16 protein-coding genes are annotated in these 21,842 nt (G+C 50.0%); 7 read left to right on the top strand and 9 right to left on the bottom strand.

The genetic code is table 11. The features are described 5' to 3' along the window. Positions 1–60: 60 nt before the first annotated feature. Positions 61–1,632 carry a glycoside hydrolase family 28 protein gene (locus tag AK95_RS16175; RefSeq protein ID WP_071220977.1) on the bottom strand — a complete coding sequence of 524 codons (1,572 nt, stop codon included), beginning with the start codon at positions 1,630–1,632 and terminating at the stop codon, positions 61–63. 292 nt (positions 1,633–1,924) lie between these two features. Between AK95_RS16175 and AK95_RS16170 the strand changes: the two genes are divergently transcribed. Beyond that, positions 1,925–2,767: a helix-turn-helix transcriptional regulator gene (locus tag AK95_RS16170; RefSeq protein ID WP_071220976.1), complete on the top strand. Its 843-nt coding sequence runs from the start codon at positions 1,925–1,927 to the stop codon at positions 2,765–2,767. Positions 2,768–2,825: 58 nt separating this feature from the next. On the opposite strand, the gene AK95_RS16165 is transcribed toward AK95_RS16170, so the two are convergent. Next, positions 2,826–4,409 (bottom strand): glycoside hydrolase family 43 protein, encoded by a 1,584-nt coding sequence (locus AK95_RS16165; protein ID WP_071220975.1) that lies wholly within the window; start codon positions 4,407–4,409, stop codon positions 2,826–2,828. A gap of 19 nt (positions 4,410–4,428) precedes the next feature. Continuing rightward, entirely contained in the window at positions 4,429–5,541 is a 1,113-nt protein-coding gene (locus AK95_RS16160) for a glycoside hydrolase family 88/105 protein (RefSeq protein WP_071220974.1), read from the bottom strand. 284 nt (positions 5,542–5,825) lie between these two features. Here AK95_RS16160 and AK95_RS16155 point away from each other — a divergent pair, with 284 nt between their 5' ends. Continuing rightward, positions 5,826–6,752, top strand: a complete 927-nt coding sequence (locus AK95_RS16155; protein ID WP_071220973.1) for a pectinesterase family protein — start codon at positions 5,826–5,828, stop codon at positions 6,750–6,752. Continuing rightward, a complete protein-coding gene (locus tag AK95_RS16150; protein ID WP_071220972.1) occupies positions 6,752–8,185 on the top strand; it encodes a serine hydrolase domain-containing protein in 1,434 nt (477 codons plus the stop codon). The genes AK95_RS16155 and AK95_RS16150 overlap by 1 nt, the downstream gene beginning before the upstream one ends. Positions 8,186–8,376: 191 nt before the next feature. Here AK95_RS16150 and AK95_RS16145 read toward each other — a convergent pair whose 3' ends face one another. The 6 genes from AK95_RS16145 to AK95_RS16120 all read right to left on the bottom strand — a co-directional run bounded on the left by AK95_RS16145 (position 8,377) and on the right by AK95_RS16120 (position 17,374). Further along, positions 8,377–9,870: an extracellular solute-binding protein gene (locus AK95_RS16145; RefSeq protein ID WP_083397650.1), complete on the bottom strand. Its 1,494-nt coding sequence runs from the start codon at positions 9,868–9,870 to the stop codon at positions 8,377–8,379. A 66-nt stretch (positions 9,871–9,936) separates the two neighbouring features. Then, positions 9,937–10,809, bottom strand: a complete 873-nt coding sequence (locus AK95_RS16140; RefSeq protein ID WP_071220971.1) for a carbohydrate ABC transporter permease — start codon at positions 10,807–10,809, stop codon at positions 9,937–9,939. 46 nt (positions 10,810–10,855) lie between these two features. Then, complete coding sequence (locus AK95_RS16135) at positions 10,856–11,827, bottom strand: ABC transporter permease (protein ID WP_071220970.1); 972 nt, start codon at positions 11,825–11,827, stop codon at positions 10,856–10,858. A 514-nt stretch (positions 11,828–12,341) separates the two neighbouring features. Then, a complete protein-coding gene (locus AK95_RS16130) occupies positions 12,342–14,660 on the bottom strand; it encodes an AraC family transcriptional regulator (protein WP_071220997.1) in 2,319 nt (772 codons plus the stop codon). Between the two features lie 337 nt (positions 14,661–14,997). After that, positions 14,998–16,689 carry a dihydroxy-acid dehydratase gene (ilvD, locus tag AK95_RS16125; RefSeq protein ID WP_071220969.1) on the bottom strand — a complete coding sequence of 564 codons (1,692 nt, stop codon included), beginning with the start codon at positions 16,687–16,689 and terminating at the stop codon, positions 14,998–15,000. A 19-nt stretch (positions 16,690–16,708) separates the two neighbouring features. Further along, positions 16,709–17,374 (bottom strand): GntR family transcriptional regulator, encoded by a 666-nt coding sequence (locus tag AK95_RS16120; RefSeq protein ID WP_071220968.1) that lies wholly within the window; start codon positions 17,372–17,374, stop codon positions 16,709–16,711. Positions 17,375–17,606: 232 nt separating this feature from the next. Between AK95_RS16120 and AK95_RS16115 the strand changes: the two genes are divergently transcribed. Genes AK95_RS16115 through AK95_RS16100 form a run of 4 tightly spaced genes read left to right on the top strand, consistent with a single transcriptional unit; the run spans position 17,607 to position 21,816 of the window. After that, positions 17,607–19,241: a spore germination protein gene (locus AK95_RS16115; RefSeq protein WP_071220967.1), complete on the top strand. Its 1,635-nt coding sequence runs from the start codon at positions 17,607–17,609 to the stop codon at positions 19,239–19,241. A gap of 2 nt (positions 19,242–19,243) precedes the next feature. Further along, on the top strand, positions 19,244–20,338 hold the full coding sequence (locus AK95_RS16110; protein ID WP_071220966.1) for a GerAB/ArcD/ProY family transporter: 1,095 nt from the start codon (positions 19,244–19,246) through the stop codon (positions 20,336–20,338). Continuing rightward, the gene (locus tag AK95_RS16105) at positions 20,335–20,544 is read left to right on the top strand and encodes a CLC_0170 family protein (protein ID WP_071220965.1); all 210 of its coding nucleotides are present in this window, start codon (positions 20,335–20,337) and stop codon (positions 20,542–20,544) included. The genes AK95_RS16110 and AK95_RS16105 overlap by 4 nt, the downstream gene beginning before the upstream one ends. 33 nt (positions 20,545–20,577) lie before the next feature. After that, positions 20,578–21,816, top strand: coding sequence for a Ger(x)C family spore germination protein (locus AK95_RS16100; RefSeq protein ID WP_071220964.1), 1,239 nt, complete (start codon positions 20,578–20,580; stop codon positions 21,814–21,816). The last annotated feature ends 26 nt before the right edge of the window (positions 21,817–21,842 follow it).

Genomic DNA, 21,842 nt, shown 5'->3' with positions numbered 1-21,842 from the left:
CTTGCAACGGTTATAATTCGATCACCTCCTTTCTAAGCCTTATTGAATCCAACAGCAAAGCTACTTGATCACGACCTCCTCCGGCTCCACTTCAGAAGAAATCATAATCTGCCTAGCCTTATCGGCCTTCAGCCCCGAGCATTCGATTTGCCTGGACCGTTCCCCGGTCACCACCAGCAGGCGGTCATCTTGTGAGCCCCCTTCTCCGCTGACATTCGCCACCTGAACATTTCGGCTTTGGTGAAAGAGAAGCAGCTGATTTTCCTGATTACGAAGGACGATGTCCTGAATGCTGAGGTTCTTTCCATTTCGGCATACAATGCCTTCCCGACTTGTGATGGCCGACCTCTTCACCGTCAAGTTCTCCACCGGCATCTCCGGCAAGCCGTTGATGAGCAGCGCAGTGTGCGCGCCGCTGCACACAATATCCTGAATGACAATATTCTGGAACACGGGGGTTTCCTCGGTAACGGGCAGCATCACTTCCGTTTGATACTCGCCGGAGCCGGCTATACCTTCGTAATATAAATTGAAGGAGATCGCATCCCCGTCGATATCCCGCATCCGAATCCGTTCAATGAAGATGTTCTCGACCACGCCGCCGCGACCGCGGCAGCTTTTAAAACGAATGCCGATATCGGTGCCGATGAAGGTGCAATCGGATACGTATACATCCTTGATGCCTCCGGACATTTCACTGCCGACCACGATGCCGCCGTGGCCGTGATAAACGGTGCAGTTCCGGATGCTGATCCGCTCACTCGGCTTTCCCAGCAGGCGCCCGGCTTCATTTTTGCCGGACTTCAGACAAATCGCATCATCTCCTACATCAAACGAGCTGTTTTCCACGGTCACGTATTTGCACGAATCGATGTCCAGACCGTCCCCGTTCTGGGCATACCATGGATTGCGGACGGTAATGTTCTGAATGGTGATCTGTTCTGATGCCCAAGGATGCAGGCACCAGGCTGCGGAGTTTTGAAAGGTCGGGCCGCTGAGAAGGATCCGTTTGCATTTTCTCAAGCTGAGCAGATTAGGCCTCAGGTAATCTCTCACAGGAGCATAGTCATGTGGATCCTCGCTGCCTGACTGTTCGATCCGAGCCAGGGTTTCCTCACCGTCCCGAGCTGCCGGCGTAGGCCACCACAGTCCCTCGTCATCCACAACGCCGCCGGAGTGAATTAAACAGTCCCACTGGCTTTCCGTCAGCTTCCCTTGCTTAACGGGCCTCCAGGCTTCGCCGCTCCCGTCAAAAATACCGCTGCCAGTGATCGCGATATCCTCCAGCCCTTCTCCATCGAGCGGAGACTGGCAGCGAAACATCTGTCTGCCCTCATAGGTGGACATCCGGATCGGATAAGCTTCGAATTGCTTGCTGAACACAACAAGCGCACCGGCAGAGGTGTGAAGCTCAATCCGGCTCTGCAGGGACAACGGACCGGTGTGCCAGATCCCGGGAGGGATGACCACCTTCCCCCCTCCTGCCTTAGCGCAGGCTTCAATCGCTTGATGAAATGCCTGGGTGTTGTCATATACGCCGTCTCCAACGGCGCCATAGTCCGTAATCGTTACGGTATACTCCGGGATCACAGGCAAGTCAGGACATATCGCTTCTTTTGTTTGTTTGATCATGTGTACCTCCGTATTTGTAAGATTGCTTATTCGATTTATACCGGCAGGACGATATACCTTCCTCCTGTTTCGGTAGCCATTTCGATGATATGGCCATGGCGTTCCATCGGCACCCCAATTCCATCCGAGATTAAAGAAAGCTTCAGTTCCTCTGAAAACTCATACTTTCATTTTAAAAATTGCTGCCGATTGCGTTCAAAGCCCTTGAAGATCGGCTGCAGGCATGATATATAATTTTCTACGATCACAATCGGTGGTAATCCAACCATGCGAACTAAGGAGTTAATGAGGAATGAATGACCGGCTGCAGCCCAAGTACCACATCGGAGATCATGATTTCTCCATCCAATACATGTCGCGAAACGGTTCCAGCAGCATGCCCCGTCCGCATGAACATCCCTACTTTGAGCTGTATTACTTGCTTAACGGTGAGCGGGTCTACTTTATGGACGATAACGTGTTTACCGTCAAAAAAGGGGACATGATGATCGTGAACCCGCATGATCTCCACTCAACGGCAAGCTCCGATAAACTGACCTTCGAGCGGGTGCTGATCAGCTTCTCCAGAAGCTTCATCGAACAAAGCGATGCCGGCGTCGCCAAGCTGCTCGATCACGGGACGTCCAGACTCGTTCGCATTCCGCTGAAGCATCAGCCCGAAATCGAACGGCTGCTCCTCTCGATGCTCGCAGAATGCCAAACGAAGCAGACTCACTACAGCTCATTGGTTCGCGCATGGATGAACGAGCTGCTTATCCGCCTTCATCGGATCGAGACCATGCTTCAATTCCAAACCCATGAATATGAGCATCCGATGCACCAGAAAATTTCAGAAATTGCCCAATATATCAAATCCAATTATCATGAAAGGCTTACGCTGGAGCAGGTCGCCAAGCAGTTTTACATCAGCCCTTCCTATCTCAGCAGAGTGTTCACCAAGCTGACAGGCTTTCACTTTCGCGAATACCTGCAGGTGGTACGAATTCGCGAAGCACAGAAAATGCTCGTGAACAGCAGAGAATCCGTACAATTCATCTCCGAGCAAGCCGGATTTGAGCATATTGCCCACTTTAATAAAACCTTCAAAAAAATCGCGGGGACCACGCCTCTTCAATACCGCAAGCGTCATGGATAGAATCGGGGCTGTTCCAACGTTGTTGCCGTCTTGGAGCAGCCCCGTAATCTTTCTCTTTCTATATCTCTCCTCTTCCAACTCTAAACCAGTCGATATCCGCATACCCTCTATCCGCTTGTTCTTCCGTACTTGCCGCGAACAATCCGACCTTGGCACCGACCCAGTGACCCTTTTCGGCTAAGAACTCCCTATCTCCGCATGGCAAGAAAGGACCGTCGGCAGAAGCAAAATAGAAGCGGCATTGAGCACCGGGATGAACGGTCACCCGAATCGTTACCTCCCCTTCATCCAATCCGTCGGACCACACCACATTCTCCTCCGAGCCGTTCCCTTGGGCCTGGATGATTTCCATGCCGGAGCCGTCCGCCTTCATGCGAACCGCCGCATAAGCGAATGTTCGTCCGAATACGATAAAGCCTGCCCGCTCACCAGGCTTTAGTGCCGTTCCATCCAGTTTGGCTTCCGCATGAAATACTTCCGCCGGGAATTTCTGCATCAGCAAGTGAGGAGCATCGTAGATCGTGCGCGAAGGCTGGTTCTCCGGCACCGGGAAGGCGAATAATCGCAAATGGCTTTCCTTCTCAAATGCATACCAGGCCGGATTCGGATTGGCCTGCCACTGCCACTGCAGGCCAAGCTGAGCGTCTTCGAACTCGTCTGAATCGTCTGGTGCCTCAATCCTGTATTCCCCGCCTACGTTTGGCTTCGGATAACGCAGAACCGGTTCGCCGATCCCGTCTCCATTCGTATCGGCACCCATCTCCGGCCAATCATCCACCCAGCGTATCGGCTGCAGATGAACAATTCTTCCGTAGGCCCCTTTGTCTTGAAAATGCATAAACCAGGATTCGCCCGAATCCAGCTCTACCCAGCCGCCCTGATGCGGGCCGTTAATCGGGCTATCGCCTTGATGCAATACGATTTTTTCCTCATAGGGGCCAAAGACCGAGGTTGACCGAAGCACGGTCTGCCACCCCGTTGATACTCCCCCGGCAGGCGCAAAAATATAGTAATAACCATTTCGTTTATACATCTTCGGCCCTTCCATCGTAGGATGACGTTCGGTCCCGTCGAAGACAATCTGACCTTCATCCAAGAGGCGCTTTCCGTCCGGGGACATCCGGCACATCCTTAATAGATGCTTGATGCCGCATCTGCTTTTGGCAAACGCGTGAACCAGGTAGGCCTGGCCGTCATCGTCCCAGAACGGGCACGGGTCGATCAGGCCTTTCCCTTCTTGAACCAGATGCAGAGGCGTCCAGCTGCCTGCCGGGTCCCTTGATGTGCTCATCATGATGCCGACATCCGGATCTCCATAAAACACCCAGTACTTGCCGTCATGGAACCGAAGGGCCGGAGCCCAGACGCCGTTCCCATGCTGAGGGACGTCATAACCCGGCAGCTCCATCCGGGGCAGCACATGATTAATAATCCTCCAGTTAATCAAATCCTTCGAGTGCAGAATCGGCAGTCCCGGCAGATGACCGAAGCTGGAGGCCGTCATATAGAAATCTTCCCCGACCCGAATCACATCCGGATCCGAATAATCCGCATGAAGCACCGGGTTCACAAACGTCCCGTCTCCCTGATCCGACAACCATGGTTTGTTCTGTAATGCATGCTGCGTTGACGATGAGTGCATCCTTTAGTTCCTCCTCCTATCACGAATCTGCTAACCGCTCCATTTCCAGACTGGCAAGGATGAAAGGCGCTACGCCAATCTGGGCGTCGGACACCACTTGTTCACTGATGTAATATTCATACGAGCCGTTGCGGTCATCGCTGAGCCCCGCTCCATGACATATGGAATGAAGCTGCACGCCGGTTTCGCCAGCCTCAACAAACCGCTGAATCAAACCTTCGTAAGCCCGCTCCGCAACAGGTCTTGAAGGCTGTTCCAGATACTGGAGCCGAGCACCCTTGGCCAAAGCGTAAATAAACATGGAGGAGCCGGAGGTTTCAAGATAATTGCCTTCCCGGAAGCCCTGGTCGAGCACCTGGAACCACAGCCCGCTCTCTTTCTCCTGATAACGTGCCAGCGCTCGGCTTAGGCGTTCGAATATGCCAATGATCGTACCTCGCTTCGGATGATCCACCGGAAAAAACTCAAGACTGTCCACAAGCGCCATCGCATACCAGCCCAAGGCCCGGCTCCAAAAATGCGGGGAGCGCCCGCTTTCCGGGTCGGCCCATACCTGTTCCTTCGCTTCATCCCATCCGTGATAGAGCAGGCCCGTCTTGGGATCCCGGGTTCTACGCTCCACAAGCAGAAGCTGGTGAGCTACCTCGTCGAACAGTTCAGGCCGGTTATAAGTTTTGGCATACTGTGCCAGAAATGGCGAAGACATATAGAGCCCATCCAGCCACATCTGAAACGGGTATACTTTTTTGTGCCAAAATCCGCCGTCCGTCGTTCTGGGCTGGCTGATCAGCTGGGCGGCCAGCGTATGGGAAGCCTTTTCATAACGGGAGTCATGAAATCTGGCACCTAGCGCAAACAAATTTTTTCCCTGGTTGATCTGGTCCAGATTATATTCTTCGATCCTGTACCCTCGAATGTCCCCATCGGCCTGGACAAACAGATCCATATGCCGCTTCATGAAATCAAAATAATCGTCCTTGTTATAAAAATCCCCTGTACGGGCGATCGCCATGAGCATCATCCCGGGAACATACGCCCACCGGCGGGCAATATCCGGGTGAAGCCCCTCGCTGTCCGTTTGACTGAGAATGGTTTCCACCGTCCGGACGGACCATTTGTTCTCTTGCTTCAAAACCGCCTCACCTCAATATCCTTGGAAGTTTTAATCTCAAGCTCATTATAAAGAAACATAAACGATAAAAATTCCGGATTTGATGCTGAATCATCCGCATATTTTGCATTTTATGCTCTGTTTCAGAGTCTTCCTTCCCTCTAGAAAACAAGTCTAAGAAGCTGTTTTTTTCAAATCCGGCAAAAAAGGCAAAGAATGACTCGATTTAAACATCGGAGATGTTTTTATTGGAATCTGCAATTCGATAACATAGATATAAAATCCATAGAGGAGCGTGTTCATCGATGAAAATCACAGTAGATCCCAGCGGGCAAGGCGACTTCGTGACGGTGCAATCTGCAATCGACTCGATTCCTGAACAGTCCGATTGTCTTGTCATCATCGAAATTAAAAAAGGTGTTTATCCTGAAAAAATCAACATTCCTTCATCGAAACCAGCCATCCGTATGATCGGTGCAGGACCTGAAGAAACGATTCTTACTTATTCGGATAACGCCCACACCTTGGATGAAGATGGACAACCCCTAGGGACTTTTCGCAGTGGAAGCTTCTATATCTGCGCCGATGATTTCAGCGCCGAACAATTGACCATCCGCAATGATTCCGGTCCTGGCACGGGTCAGGCTGTCGCTGCCTTTATCGATGCCGACCGGGTGTCCTTTCGGTATGTAAAACTCGAAGGGGATCAAGATACGCTCTATGTGTCCGGCGGACGTCATTACTTTGCCGAATGTTATATCGAGGGCGATGTCGATTTTATATTTGGGCCGGCAACGGCCGTATTCGACCGGTGCACCATCCACTGCAAGCGGTCCGGTGGTTACCTGACCGCGGCCAATACGCCGGAGGAAGCGGAGTTCGGCTATGTCTTTATCGATTGCAAAATCTCGGGAGCTCCCGGTGTTGAGAACGTATACCTTGGGCGGCCTTGGCGTGCTTATGCCAATGTGGTGTTCATCCGATCCGAGATGGACGGCTCGGTTCATCCGCAGGGCTGGCATAACTGGAACCAACCGGACCGTGAAGAAACATCCCGTTATGCCGAATTCGGCAGCCGCGGCCCCGGAGCAGCTCCTTCCTTGCGGGTTGCATGGTCCAGGCAGCTCACTGAGGCTGAGGCTAAACGGTTTACCATCGAACAAGTGCTCAGTGGCCAAGACCGTTGGTTTCCGCTCTACTCTCCCGGTACATTCAATCGAACGAAAGGTTGATGATGATGACTGCACTGGCTCGAGTCCGCCCGGAGGAGGTCGGTATTCCTCCTTCCGCCATCCTCCGCTTTACGGAGGATATGACGGAAAGGAATATGAATCTGCACAGCTTTATGCTGCTTCGGCATGGCAAAGTGGCTGCCGAAGGTTATTACTCCCCTTTTCACAAGGATTTAAGGCATCCGATCTTCTCCGTCAGCAAGAGTTTGACATCGGCGGCCATCGGCATTGCCATCGGTGAAGGACGGATCTCCCTGGATGACAAGGTCATTCATTTTTTTCCGGATAAGCAGCCGGAGACCGTACACCCGTACACAGCCGATATGACCATCCGGCATCTGCTGAGTATGCAAACCGTCCACCGAAAATCAACCAATAAAGAGGCCCGGGATATCGTGTTCGAGTATCTTCATACGCCACCGAGTCATCCCCCGGGGACCGTCTTTGCCTACGATACGACAGGTACGCATACGCTCTGCGCCATACTCCAACGGGTTACGGGGACTACCGTGCATGACTATCTCGATGACCGCTTGTTCCAGCCCCTCGGGATGCAGGATATCGAGTGGGAGACCTGCCCGCTCGGAATTAACCAGGGCGGCAGCGGAGCCTATTGCACCACGGAGGATCTGGCCAAATTCGGTCAGCTCTATCTGCAGGACGGGCTGTGGAACGGAATCCGGATCCTGCCGGAGGGCTGGGTAGAGTTAAGCACGTCCAAGATCGTTGATAACTCCAGTGCCGGTATTCTGCTGGAAGGACGAAGCGGGTACGGATACCAGTTCTGGCGGGCCAGGCGTCAAGCCTACTGCGCTTTCGGCGCAGGCGGGCAATTCGTCCTTGTCATTCCGGACCATGACGCCGTTTTTGTCTCGACGGCCAACACCATGCTGAACCGGGATGAGCACCAAGGAATCCTCGACTGCGTTTGGACCCATCTGGTTTCTTCCATGCAGCAGTCCTGCTCCCTAGATGATGCCGGTTATGACCGGATGCAGCAGCGTCTGAGCGCCTTGAAGCTCCATCTGCCGGAGGGAAGCTCTATCTCCAGTACAGCCGTGCAGGTCTCGGGGCAGCAATATCGCCTAACTGCTAACGAGCCGGGATGGACAGGATGTCATTTTACGTTCAGTGAGCAATCTTGTGAGCTCATCTTCTTTGATGAAACCGGTCATTCCAAGGTTATAGGCTCCATGAACGACTGGCATATCGGTCCAGATCCTTTTTTCGGACTTCTCTCCGCGTGCGCTGCAGTATGGGCAGACCCGTCGACTTGCTTGATTCACATTCAGCTGCTGGAACAGCAGCAGATGTTTATCCTTACCTGCCGCTTTGCCCGCGATGGTCTTGTGCTGCAAATCAAGCCGGCTGGCGCGCTTAGAACGAATCATCTTGATCTCGTGCTAATTGGAACGAAAATGGACAGTCCATGAACCGAGTGCTCCTAATTTGCCTCACTATATAAGTTGAATGAGTGATTTGCCTATAAGGCAGCCGTGTGAAATGTTCTTTCGATCATTAATACAGATATATAAGTAGTGAGAGACAAAGCAGCCAAGTACACCAAAGGCACTTCCTTTTACTTGCCAGCTTTGTCTCTCGTTTACATGCTTCTCAATGACTGCTATTTTTGATTCGTGTTAGATTCTTTATATTCTGCAGCCATTTGATCTCCGCCGCTCTTTCTCCATTTCTCCACTTCCGCCTTCCAGCCGGCCTCGTCAATCTGCCCCATAATGAACTTGGTTTGCGCATCGGTGATGATCTGCTCCAGCTCTCCGCCGCGTTCATTGTAAGTCGTCGATTTTAGGGTAAGCGCCGGATTCGGTACAATGTAATTCTCGTTCTCATACACGATTTGTTTGTTTTTGTTGAACAGCTCCGTTCCTTTCGGTTTCTTCTCCATGTTGTACAAATCGCCCCGTTGTGGAAACGTATCGCGATAAGGCTTGACTTCTTGAGCGTCCTTATCCGCATCGATCGTTACGGTATAATCTCCTTCGACTTTGTAATGCACGCCTTCGATGCCTTTATTAATAACATTGACCATCTCGGGATCCAGCAGCTTGTCAACGAAGGTCAGCACTTTAGCCAGCTCTTCTTCAGACTTGACCGTCGATCTCGGGATTGCCAGGAAGCCGGTATTTCCGCTTTCCCCCGGAACGCGAATGCCTTCTGGACCTTGCAGCGGAGATACGTCGACAACCGCTTCCGGGACAACCTTCTCCAGCTTGGTTTGCAGCGATTGACCGTTACCGCCGGAGATCCGGATATTCGCGCGGCCCGATTCATACACCTTATTGAGCTCGGAGGAATCAACTACGGCGAAATCCTGATTAATCAGCTTCTCTTCATATAATCTTCTAAACAGCTTCATGACATCGAAGAACTGCTCGGATACAAACTCCGGATAGAAATTGCCTTGCTCGTCGATGCCCCATTTATTCGGTGCGCCTTGGGAAACGGCTAGCCGGGTCAAGGTCGATGCCGTACCCTGGTTATAGCCTTTGTCGAGCATCATTCCGTAGGTGTCCCTTTTTCCGTTGCCATCCGGATCCTCCTCCGTGCTGTACCGGATAATTTCATACCAATCATCCAGGGTGACAGGCTCCTTCAAGCCGGCTGCATCGAGCCAGTCCTTGCGGTAGCTGACGATCGCCCGGCCCATGTCCCGGAACAGGGGGATGCCGTACACTTTTCCGTTCACGCTGATGTTGTCGTAATAGGCCTGCGGCTGCGCGGCCAAATTCGGGTAATTTTTCAATTGGTCGGTGATGTCCCAGAACAGATCCGCTTCGAGCGAGCTGATCGTCGTTGGCGTATAGTTCAGCTTGATCAGCTTCGGAAGCTCATTGGAAGCGACCATGACGTTAACCTTCTCGTCGTATGCGGAGTAGGGAATCCATTGAATCCGCAGATCTGTGTTTGTGTATTCGCGTATTTTTTCCTCCATCTGATTTTTCGGGTCGGGTATTTCCCCAACCTGATTAACCACCAGGGTAAGCGGATAAGGTCCGTCGCCATTGACCCCGCTCCCGCCGCTTTTGTCTCCGCAAGCCGTCACAACCATCATCCCCGCCAACATTGCCATCACGGTTGTCATCCATCTTTTCTTCATCTTTAACCCTCCATCATATTCATTTTAATAGAAACCCTCTTATGGGAAGAAGGCGCATCCAACCGATTATCCTTTCACAGAGCCCAACATGACGCCTTTCGCAAAATGCTTCTGCAGAAAAGGATACACGAGCAGAATGGGCACGGTGGCAAAAACGATGACCGCCATACGAATCGTTAACGGCTGCACGTCCATTTCATCGAAGCTGGAATCCCCTACCCGGCTCTGTGCCAAAATCACGATTTCCCTAAGCAGGACCTGAATCGGCCATTTCTCGTTATCATTGATGTATAGAATGGCATTAAAAAACGTGTTCCAGTGAGCAACCGCGTAAAACAAACCGAACGTGGCCATCGCTGGCAGCGACAATGGAAGCACAATTCGAATCAGAACTCCCAAGTCATTGCAGCCATCGATTTTAGCCGAATCCTCCAGCCCGTCAGGAATTTGCTGGAAGAAATTCTTCAGCACGATCAGGTTAAACGCACTGATGGCACTTGGTATCATCAAGGACCACAGCGTATTGGTCAGATTCAACCCGTTCACGACGAAGTACGTTGGTATCATCCCCCCGCTAAACAGTATCGTGATCAATACGCCGAGCAGGATAGGATTTCTGCCCCGGAGATGAGGCTTGGACAACGGGTAAGCCATCAGCGATGTAAACGCCAGGTTGATCAGCGTTCCTACTACCGTAATATAGATCGAAACGAGCAAGCTTCGCGGCAGTGTGTCGGACGAGAAAATATATTGGTACGATACGAGCGACCATTCTTTGGGCCATAGAATCAACCCGCCCTTGGCGACTTCAGCCGGACTGGCAAACGAAACCGCCAGCACATACACGAATGGAAGAACACACACGATCGCAACGATGAATAAAATCGAATGGTTAATGATATCAAACAGGCGATTGCCCCAGGTTTGATCTTGACGCACGTTTATTCCCTCCTGTCATTTCAAAACATGTATCCGCGGCATCCTCCTAGTACACCCCTTCTTCCCCGAATCGCTTGGCCATCCAGTTTGAACCGAGAACCAGAATCAATCCGACAAAGGATTTAAACAATCCGACGGCTGCGCTGTAACTGTACTGTGCCTGCGTCATCCCTTTGGTGTATACATACGTATCGAATACTTCACTCACTTCCCGGTTTGTCGGCGTGATCATCAGGAAGATTTGCTCGAAGCCCGAGTCCAGGAAGTTGCCTAAACGAAGAATAAGCAAAATGATGATCGTGCTGCGGATGGCCGGCAGCGTGATATGCCACAGCTGGCGCCAGCGTCCGGCTCCGTCGATCCGTGCGGCTTCATACTGCTGCAGGTCTACCCCTGCAAGGGCGGCAAGAAAGATCACCGTTCCCCAGCCTACTTCCTTCCAGATAGACTGGGACACAATCATCGTCCGAAACCAGTCCTTCTCCAGCAGGAAAGCGATTTTCTCACCCGTTATCTGATAAATGATTTCATTAAGAATGCCGTTCTCGGTCGTAAACAAGATATAGAAAATACCTACGACGACAACCCAGGATACAAAATGCGGGATGTAAATCAAGGTTTGCACAAACCTTTTGAAGCGTTCCCGCCTCAGCTCATTCAGCATGAGTGCCAGTATAATCGGCAGCGGAAAGAAAAAGATCAAATTATATAACGCTAAAATGATGGTGTTTCGAAAAAGCATCCAAAACTGCGGTTCGCTGAAAAAGCGCTCAAAATGCTTGAATCCGACCCACGGGCTGCCGAAGAATCCGGTATGCGGCTTGTAATCCTGAAAAGCCATCGTCACCCCGTACATCGGCACGTATTTAAAAATGATAAAATACAGCACGCCTGGCAGCAGCATCAGATACATCCACCTGTCCCTGACCAGATCCCTTAGTAAGAGCTTTCGTTTCTCCAGGCGCAGTTCCCTCTTTACTTGCGGGCCGACTGTTGCCGGAGCTTGATTTGTTTTCATAGCACCTCTCCTATAAAATTTTGTGAGCGTTACTTCTTGAATGAGCTTCGAACAAAACTCACTTTGGAAGCATGGGTATTGCCTGTTTGAACATCGTTCTTGTTGGTTGTATGCGTTTTCACGGATTAATTATCCGTCACCATCCTCGTGTCCGGCTATACTCCGTTCATGACTTCAAGCACCAGCCCTCGGTAAATGCCTTTTCAGCAAGGATTGCAGGATTTCACCAATTTCCCTGCATGTGCCGTATTCCACCTTCTGTATGCCGCATATGACATACAGATAGGAGAAGGATCTTCGCCCTCTACATAAGCCATGCAATAAATGGTTCCGAATCTGTATTTATAATGGCACCGTACGGGCGTTCTTTTTCGTGCAAAAAAGCTGCTCCACCGCAGAACATTCTACGGATGGAACAGCTCCATTAAGTTCTTGTTATGGTGGCTTACTCAAAATTGAGCCATCATGCAGCCGGGTATGTCTTCATCTTCGAATCGACCTGCTCATTCTCAAGCTAGCCTTCTTCACTATGCTGCTCCCGGTACTGGCCGGGAGTTACCCCAAATGTCCGACGGAAGGTACGAATGAAGGCGCTGATATTCGTGTAGCTCACTTTCTGGCCGATTTCCGAGACCTTCAGCTCGGTCGTGGCCAGCAGATTTTTGGCTATATTCATTCGGTACTCGCTTAAGTATTCACTGAAGGACACACCCATCTCTTTCTTGAATACCCGGCTGATATAAGCCGGATTAAAATTCATGACCGCCGCGCAGTATTCGAGTGAAATGTCTTTATCATACTGCTCTTGCACGATCTCCACGATTCGGCGGGTAATGCTTACGAATTGCTTATCCGCCATGTCCTCCAGAATCCCGATCACAGGTTTAAACAATTTGGAGTGGAACCAGCTCGCAACTTCGCTTCGTGTCTGCAGCCTGAACAGAAGCTTCAGCTCCTCTTCGCCATTCCATAATTGCTGCATCGACAGTCCCTGCTCCTGGGCTATGCTTACGGTCCTTGACGCGAGCTGCAGCAGCAATAAATGATGCTCTTGATAAAGCCCGTCCTTGCACAGCAATTCATCCAAATAACGCTGAAACTGCTGCTCCACCTTCTCAAGCTGCCGTTCTTCAAGGGCAAGCATCATCTGTTCTTCAATCAGTCTTAATTTCGTGTATACCGTCTTCTCTGCACTTCCTTGATCCACAATATCGGCATAGCGTACGATGATATTCGATCCGAGAATAAATCGTAATTTGAGTGCCTGGCTGCTTTCTTTATAGGCGCGCTTCGCATTGGACAACCGTTTGAAAGGAAGGCTGATGCCGATGCTGCATTCGAGCCCGAGGTATTCCTGAACCTTGGTTTTGATGTGCTGAGCGGTCTCATAGAACAAAGCTTGCCCGGCTTCGGTATCCTCTTCTTTACAGGTCAGCAGCGTCACCTGGGAATGATTCAGCACGATGGGACTGAAGCGGGCCTCTTCCGGCAGGGTTTCCGAGACGATATTGCTTACCGCAAACAGAAGAAGCTCCCGGTCCTGTTCCTGGAACCGCGACTGCTGAAGGTTATCCAGCTCAAGCTGCAGCACCCCGAGGCTTTCCCAGCCCGTTGGAAACCCGTAGCGTTCGGAAGCGTACTTGCCATCGGCTCCGGACATTTGCTCAGTAAACAGCTTCAGGACATAGAACTCTCGCAGATGGACCGTTTGGGATTTCATCTGTTTGTCCAGCTCGTTTCTGGAAACGGCAAGGGAGGTCAGGCTCTCCCGAATGAACTCAAACTCATCTTTGCGGCTGTCATCGGCCTGCTGTGGCTGAACGTTCGTCGCGAACTCATGGAGTCTGCGGATTGGAGAATACATCCTCCGGCTGCCAAACCAAGAAGCAATCAGCACGGTCACAATAATCCCGAAACAGGCGGCGGCGGTAATCAGCGCAATGTTTCCTGTCTGGTCCGTTACTTTATCCAGGGATACGACGGATACATAGGTCCACCCGTTATATTCCGATTTAGCATACAACACGCTCACCTTTTTACCTTCGCTCTCCGCATGGAATGCACCTTGGAGCTGATCGGACTGCTGAATCCTTGCCGAAATCTCTCCGTTGATCGAACGGTAAGCCTCACGATCCTGAACTGGCGACAGGAATGCATCTCCCTGCTCGTTCAGGATATACTGAGCGGCCCGCAAATTGACGGGCTCCAGCATACTCCGGATATCTTTGGCGGTGATTTGCAGAATCAGAATACCCGTCGGCGACGCATTCTTCGACAGCAGCGGTATTTTATGCACCAGCCGAAGGGTTGTTGCCGTTTGTTCGGCGCTGTTCCAATGATCCGTCTCCACCGGATTCGCGGTTTGCGAGATTTCTCCCGAGCCCGCTGCCCAGAATATGCTTTCATTGGTATCCAGATACCGCTCGAACTCAGTTTTGTTCAATCCCTCCAGAGGTTTGAGGGAATTTAAATCCACGACCCATTCATGCTTCAGATTAACGACATACACCTGATTTAATATGGTCTGCGTCTGCAGGTTAAACATTTCCTTCATCAGTTCCCGGACCTTAATAAAGTCCTGTCCGCTTAACTTGCTGTCCATCACAGACTTCAGCAGCGAAGAGTTCTCAAACTGCAGGGCGGTTCTTTGCATGGAATCGAGCACCTGCTCGACCCTCATCCGGGTCTGGTTCAACAGATGCATATTACCCTCGTTTACCTTCTCCTCCACATCTTTGGCGGCAATGAAATAAGAGAAAAATCCGATAAGAATCGTCGGGAAGGATCCCAGCAGTAAACTGTAAATGAGTATTTTGGATTTGAATGTTCCCAATATCGTCTGCTCCTTCTTGGTATTAGATGTAAAGAACAGGACTAACAGGACATTATAAATCGATATGTACGCTTCCAATGATAACGCTTGCAAAAATAATGATTTAAAAATCATACCATACCCTGGCCATAATTTTTAGTCTCCACATGCTTATTTGCCAGCATTTTGATCTATTTATGTCAAAAGCACTTACTTGTGTTTATTCAATTTAGAGAAATCCAAAAGTTTATTGCTGATAAAATTGCGAATACGCCTGGTTCACTCATATGCAAACAAGCTCTTGCGAATTGGCAAGAGCTTGTTTGCAATAGCCCATCATTCAGGCTGGAACATGATCTTATTCCGCTGAGTCGGTGACCGCACCTTTAGATGCTGAGGACACTAATCGTGCATATTTGTATAATACGCCTGTGGAAACCTTGAGTGGAGGCTGCTGCCATGCTTGTGCCCGTGCAGCGAAATCTGCATCCGATACGTCGAAGTTCATTTCTTGCGTTTCACTGTCGATGGTGATCATATCCCCATTCCTCAGCAGCGCGATCGGCCCTCCTACCTGTGCTTCTGGCGATACGTGGCCAACTACGAACCCATGCGATCCTCCCGAGAACCTGCCGTCCGTAATCAGCGCAACCTCCCCACCGAGACCTTTGCCTACAATGAGAGCCGTTACCGACAGCATCTCCGGCATACCCGGTCCGCCTTTTGGACCGCAATAACGAATAACTACCACATCACCCTTGCGGATTTCATCCTTCAAGATCGCTTCGGTTGCATCCTCCTCGCTGTCATACACCTTGGCCGGTCCGACAAAACGCAGGTTCTTCATACCCGACATTTTGGCAACCGCACCTTCAGGTGCGAGGTTACCTCTTAGCACAACCAATGGCCCATTTGGCTTCAACGGCTTATCGATAGGGTGAATGATTTCCTGGCTGTCCAATAACGGTGCAACCTCCGCCAGATTCTCTGCCAAGGTTTTGCCTGTAACCGTCAGGCAATCCCCATGCAGAAGCCCCTCGGCGAGCAATAATTTCATGACGCCCGGTATGCCGCCCACTTCGTTTAAGTCCTGCATGGCATGTCGTCCGCTTGGCTTGAGGTCTGCGAGGTGGGGAACGCGCAAACGGATTCGCTCGAAATCGTCTAACGTCAAATCAACACCAACCGAATGAGCAATGGCAAGCAGATGCAGGAACGCGTTAGTTGAACCGCCCAAAGCCATGACAACCGTTATCGCATTCTCAAATGCCTTTTTGGTCATGATGTCCCTGGGATAGATATCATGTTCCAGCAGCGATATGACCTGCCTTCCAGCTGCTGCACATTCCGCTGCCTTGTCAGGTGAAATAGCCGGTGTGGAGGATGACCCGGGCAGGCTCATCCCCATGGCTTCTGCCGCAGCGGCCATCGTATTGGCTGTGTACATGCCACCACAGGAGCCCGGTCCCGGGCAGACGCTGCACTCAACCTTATGGAGCTGCTCGTCTGACATTTTTCCATCGTGATATTGCCCGACCGCTTCAAAAGCCGTAACGATATCCACGTTCTTGCCTTCGAGTTTCCCGGGTTGGATGGTACCCCCGTAAACATAAACAGCAGGAATATTCATCCTTCCGATCGCCATCAGGCATGCGGGCGTATTCTTGTCACAACCTCCGATCGCCACGAGGCCATCGAATCGCTCGGCCCCTGTCACGATCTCAATCGAATCCGCGATGGCTTCACGGCTGGGCAGGGAGAACAGCATACCGCCATGTCCCATCGAAATACCATCCGAAACCGTGATTGTGTTAAAAATTAGCGGGGCGCCGCCATGGTTGCGTACCCCTTGCTTGGCCTCTATGGCTAACTTGTCTATATGCATATTGCACGGAGTGACTTCACTCCAAGTGCTGGCTACGCCAATCATCGGTTTCTTGAAATCCTCATCTGTAAAACCAACAGCCCTCAGCATCGCTCTGTTCGGTACCCGATTGACACCCTCACTGATTACTTTACTGCGAATACGCAAATCTTTTTTGTTTGTCATCCTTCCCTCTCCTGTCTTTTTAGAGTAATCCATGCAGATCTTGCATGGGACGCATGAAATTTTGTTTCATCATCGCCTGTGCCCGATCACTGTCCTTCTGCTCGAAAGCGCTGATAATCGATGCATGCTCATCGACCGAAGCTGATGTAGCCGCAATCGGCTGTTTTAAGAACACGTACTTAAACCGCCGGATATGCATCTGTAGAGAAGCACTATATGTAGCGACATAAGGATTATCTGTGAGCTCCACGATGAAGTTATGAAACTGTTCATCCATCTCCATGGCTTGATAAGCTTGCCCGCTCTTCATGGCATTTTCAAAATCCACATTCATCGCCCGCAATTGCTGAATCTGCTCCGGAACAATAATGGTAGCGGCCACTTCGGCAGCTAATGCTTGAAGAGCAGCCATGGTCGAATACATCTTAAAGATATCTTCCCTCTCAATGGCCGTAACTTTTGTTTCTTTCCCAGGGTGCGTGGACACGAGTCCTTGTACTTCGAGCAGTTGAAAAGCTTCCCGGATCGGTGTCCGACTTACGCCCAGAGACTCTGCCAATTCAGCATCGAGCAATTTCTCGCCAGGCTGCAATGTGCCATCGATAATCCACCGTTGAATTTGGGAGAATGCTCTTTCCTTTGCGGTCATCCGTACGGGAGAGACAAAATTCTTAGGTACTGGCATAGTTTATCATCCTTACTATTCATGTTTGTTATATGCAATATATCGCATACATATATGAAATACAATACATATTTTTGCTGTTTATCAATTCCCACAAATATTATCTTCTCGGCAACGTACTCCTAACAAACGATTTAGTTTGCTCCCATTGATAAAAATAACAACCAGAGGAAATACTTAAGCAAAATATCCAAATGCTGTGACCCGTTGAATCAGGAGAGGTGTTTGTACAATGTCATTTTCCACATGGGCGGGTTCGAACCAGCCCAACAATAGCAATAATATTTCTGCCAATCCGAATGGGAAGAACTCAGAGGATATGGACATATCGGTGAATCTGGAAGAAACCTTATCCGAAATCAAGCAAGTTCTGGGTGATAGTGACGATTTTATGGTTTATGGATTCCAAGTGTTCGGGCAGCATCCGGCTGTATTGTTATATTTCTCCGATATGACGGATCATGCCGTCATCAATAACACGATTTTAAAGCCCCTTAAATATGGGCCGCGCCATATCGACGTTCATAACCTCCCGCACGATGCGTTAATGGAAACCATAATGAAAGATACGCTTTATCATAGCGAGGGTTTTTCGGAAAGGAAAATTTCCGTTATTACCGACAACCTGCTAAGGGGACAATCCGTTGTAGCCATTGAAGGACTGGACGAGGCAATTATCATTGACACACGGCAGATCACGCAGCGCGCTATTGAGCAGCCGGCGACGGAGCAGGTCATTCGCGGGGCCAGAGAGGGATTTATAGAGTCCCTGGGAACGAATATTTCTCTGCTTCGCTATCGGCTGCAAACACCGGATTTTCGAGTGAAATCCATGGAGATCGGAACGAAGACCAAATCCAAAGTTGCCATTTGTTACATGGACGGCATAACTAATCCCGGCATCATAAAAGAAGTTCAAAAACGGCTGGATGCCATTGAAATCGACGCCGTTCTGGATTCAGGTTATTTGGAACAATTCATCGAAGATAACCATTGGTCTCCGTTTCCGCAAATCCAGTATACGGAGCGGCCCGACAAAGTCGTGGCGAATCTGCTGGAAGGGAGAATCGCAATTCTGGTTGACGGCTCCCCTCTTGCCTTAATCGCACCTACGGTGTTCAGCCAGTTCTATCAGACCGTTGAAGATTATACCGAGCGCTTCGTCCTGATGAGTGCGATTCGAATGTCCCGTCTGGTTGCTCTAGTATTTTCATTGGTTTTTCCCTCGCTGTATGTGGCGATTATTTCGTTTAATCCGGAGCTGATCCCTACAGAATTTGCGGTCGCCGTTGCCGGTGGACGTGCCGGCGTTCCCTTCCCAGCCGTGATTGAAGTGCTTGTCATTGAAATCTCGATGGAGGTTTTAAGGGAAGCGACCATACGCTTGCCACAACAGGTCGGCGGAGCTTTATCCATTGTCGGCGTGCTTGTCATCGGGCAAGCTGCGGTAGCGGCCGGGTTCGCGAGCCCGATAACCGTTGTTATTATCGCTTTAACGACCATTGGCTCTTTTGCAACCCCGGCCTATAATGCGGCTCTGGCTCTTCGACTGCTTCGTTTTCCGCTGATCATTTTAGCCGGTATCTTCGGTCTATACGGCGTCATGGTTGGCATCATTTTGATCACCAATCATTTATTGTCACTTAAATCGTTCGGTGTCCCGTACTTAAGCCCATTTGTGCCAGGCAACTTCCAAGGCATGCGGGATCTCCTGACCCGTGGGCCGTTGTGGAAAATGAAGAACCGGCCTTCCTTCCTCCATCCGATGAACAAAACAAGATTGGGTGATCAAATGAAGGAACAGGTGGATCATTCTTCGTCCCATATCATGGATCCCGTCCAACCTAACGACGAGAAAGGGCGTTAACGATGAGAGAACAGCGCCAAATCACTGTCTTGCAGGCTTCCGCCGTTACGATCAGCACCATCGTTGGAGTAGGCGTTCTTGCACTTCCGTTAGCTGCGGTGAAGGCAGCGGATGCAGGAGCTCCGCTCGTCACTTTTTTGGGAATGCTGCTAGCGTTTGTCGGACTTTTTTTCATGACCCGGCTTGGCATGCGGTTTCCGAGTGACTCTTACATCGAGTATAGCGAGGTTATCATCGGCAAATGGCTCAGGAGAATCGGAAGCCTCATATCGATTACTTTCTTTGCTGTCTTAAGCTCTCTTGTTGCAAGAGAATTCGGAGAGGTCGTTGTCACAGCCGTATTGAAAAACACGCCGCTCGAGGTCACTGTACTGGTCATGCTGCTCCTGGCTGCTTTTTCTTCACGCCGAAATATCATGACCTTCGCTTATATTCACCTATTCTATAGCCCCTTTATCCTAATTCCTGCGCTGTTGATCGTTGCCCTGTCGTTAAAAAACGCGGACATGATTAATGTTCTCCCAGTGTTAGGGAACGAAATTCGAGGAATTCCGGCAGGCATCATTACATTGTCCACCATGTTCCAGGGATACTTCATTATGATGATGGTCATCCCTGCCATGTGCAAACCGGAAAGAGCGATGCGGTCCAGCATATGGGCAATGCTGATTACCGGTGTGCTCTATATATTAATCGTCACGGCAACGGTTAGCGTGTTTGGGGCGGAAGAGACAAAGAAGCTGTTATGGCCGACGCTGGAGCTGGCAAAAGCAACTTCATTACCTGCCAATGTACTGGAACGTTTGGATGCGGTCTTTCTTGCCGTCTGGGTAACCGCTGTCTTTACATCCTTGTTCTCTTGCTACTACTTTACGATTTACTCGATAAGCAAGTTATTCCGATTAGCTGATCACGGGATGATGTCCTTCTTCATCCTGCCCATCCTGTTCGTTTTGGCCATGCTGCCCCAAAGCTTGGTTCAATTGAATGAAGTGAACAGCTTGATATCCAAATTCGGTCTGCTGATAACCATCGTATATCCTGGCGTGCTGCTTATCATCGCCATGCTGCGTAAAAAAAGAGGTGCGTCCAAATGATCGGAAATCTTTACAGCGGTTATTTGGATGTTGCCATCTTGATCTGGGTGTTATCCGGCATGTTCAATCTGCTCATCGATAAAAATAAGTATGAACAATCGAACATGACCAAGGAAATGAAGGTATCTCGTATACTGGGCTGGATTCATATCGTGATCGGAACTGCGTTGTTTCTAAGTGTCATACTTGTTAAAGCCCTGGTGTAAGTGAGCATGTTCACCAAATTTAGGAGGATTTCAATGAGGAAAAGAATAAGCGTTAACCTAAACGTAAAATTCATGATCATCCTTCTTCTATCCTGCTCACTTCTGACAGGCTGCTGGGATCGGATGGAAATTGAAGAGCGCGCTGTCGTTCTAGGCATATCGATTGATACGGCTGACAAGGACGCTGAGGCACGAGAGGATGAAATATCTCATCTTCGTGGGAAATACCCGGCACCTAAACAGGAATTAATCCAGCTATCCGTTCAAATTGCTCTTCCCGGCAGAATACCGCTCGGGCCAGGGGAAGGCGGCGGTTCGGGAGAAGGCGAGCAGGAAACGGTCTGGGTGCTTGATGTTGTAGGACACACCGTCGACGACGCCATGATGAATTTACAGCAGCAAATATCAGGCAAATTGTTTTTTGGCCATCTGCGCGTCATTGTCGTATCAGAAGAGTTCGCCAGAAAAGGATTGCAAAATTTGAACGACTATCTTCATCGCAACGCGGAAGTTCGCCGAATGGCCTGGTTGATGGTGTCAAAAGGAAAGGCCAAAAATCATATGCAGGCAGCACCTAAATTGGAGCGTGTCCCTGCGCTGTATCTAGCATCCACATTGGACGATGCCGTCAAACAAGGCAAATTTCCAAGTAACTACGTTGGGACGTTCTGGAGCAATTCTTCAAAGAAAGGCCAGGAAGGATTTCTGCCTTATATCAAAATCATGAAGGGAGATAATGTTGAAATCAGCGGAATGGCTTTTTTTAAAGGGACCAAAATGGTAGGCGTGACAAAACCGTTTGAAATTGCCGGGTACCTGGTCATCAAGGGAATTAGTCCCGCAGGATACCGCGGAATTATTCATATTGGGAACGATTCACAAGTCGTAACGATCCATGCGACGAACCGGGAATCGGAAATTAAAGTCGATATCAAGAACGGGGTTCCCCATTTTACGATTACGGCGATGACAGAGGTTAATATCGAAGAAAAAAACACAGATACCATCCCGATCAACAGCACGAAAATTCTAGAGGAAATTGAACGCGAGAATGAACATTCCGTTAAACAATTATTAATCGGATTAATCCAAAAGACGCAAAAAAAAGAATCCGATATATTCGGATTCGGCGAATTGGTAAGAGCCAAAAAACCATCGTATTGGAAAAGCCATGTTAAATCTGCGGAGCAATGGGGTGAAATCTATAAAAACGTAACCTTTGATTACCGTGTGACGTCCAAAGTTCGAAGAATGGGGATGAAGGCGGAATGATGCTGACGTTTGTCGTAAGAATACTC

This window comes from Paenibacillus sp. LC231, assembly GCF_001860525.1.
Lineage (GTDB): Bacteria > Bacillota > Bacilli > Paenibacillales > Paenibacillaceae > Paenibacillus_AQ.
This window is presented reverse-complemented; position numbering and strand designations above follow the sequence as displayed.

Excerpts from the sequence above, each read along its gene's own strand:
- AK95_RS16175 (WP_071220977.1), bottom strand. The coding sequence starts at position 1,632 with ATGATCAAACAAACAAAAGAAGCGATATGTCCTGACTTGCCTGTGATC.
- AK95_RS16170 (WP_071220976.1), top strand. The coding sequence starts at position 1,925 with ATGAATGACCGGCTGCAGCCCAAGTACCACATCGGAGATCATGATTTC.
- AK95_RS16165 (WP_071220975.1), bottom strand. The coding sequence starts at position 4,409 with ATGCACTCATCGTCAACGCAGCATGCATTACAGAACAAACCATGGTTG.
- AK95_RS16155 (WP_071220973.1), top strand. The coding sequence starts at position 5,826 with ATGAAAATCACAGTAGATCCCAGCGGGCAAGGCGACTTCGTGACGGTG.
- AK95_RS16150 (WP_071220972.1), top strand. The coding sequence starts at position 6,752 with ATGATGATGACTGCACTGGCTCGAGTCCGCCCGGAGGAGGTCGGTATT.
- AK95_RS16145 (WP_083397650.1), bottom strand. The coding sequence starts at position 9,870 with ATGAAGAAAAGATGGATGACAACCGTGATGGCAATGTTGGCGGGGATG.
- AK95_RS16135 (WP_071220970.1), bottom strand. The coding sequence starts at position 11,827 with ATGAAAACAAATCAAGCTCCGGCAACAGTCGGCCCGCAAGTAAAGAGG.
- ilvD (WP_071220969.1), bottom strand. The coding sequence starts at position 16,689 with ATGACAAACAAAAAAGATTTGCGTATTCGCAGTAAAGTAATCAGTGAG.
- AK95_RS16120 (WP_071220968.1), bottom strand. The coding sequence starts at position 17,374 with ATGCCAGTACCTAAGAATTTTGTCTCTCCCGTACGGATGACCGCAAAG.
- AK95_RS16115 (WP_071220967.1), top strand. The coding sequence starts at position 17,607 with ATGTCATTTTCCACATGGGCGGGTTCGAACCAGCCCAACAATAGCAAT.
- AK95_RS16110 (WP_071220966.1), top strand. The coding sequence starts at position 19,244 with ATGAGAGAACAGCGCCAAATCACTGTCTTGCAGGCTTCCGCCGTTACG.
- AK95_RS16105 (WP_071220965.1), top strand. The coding sequence starts at position 20,335 with ATGATCGGAAATCTTTACAGCGGTTATTTGGATGTTGCCATCTTGATC.
- AK95_RS16100 (WP_071220964.1), top strand. The coding sequence starts at position 20,578 with ATGAGGAAAAGAATAAGCGTTAACCTAAACGTAAAATTCATGATCATC.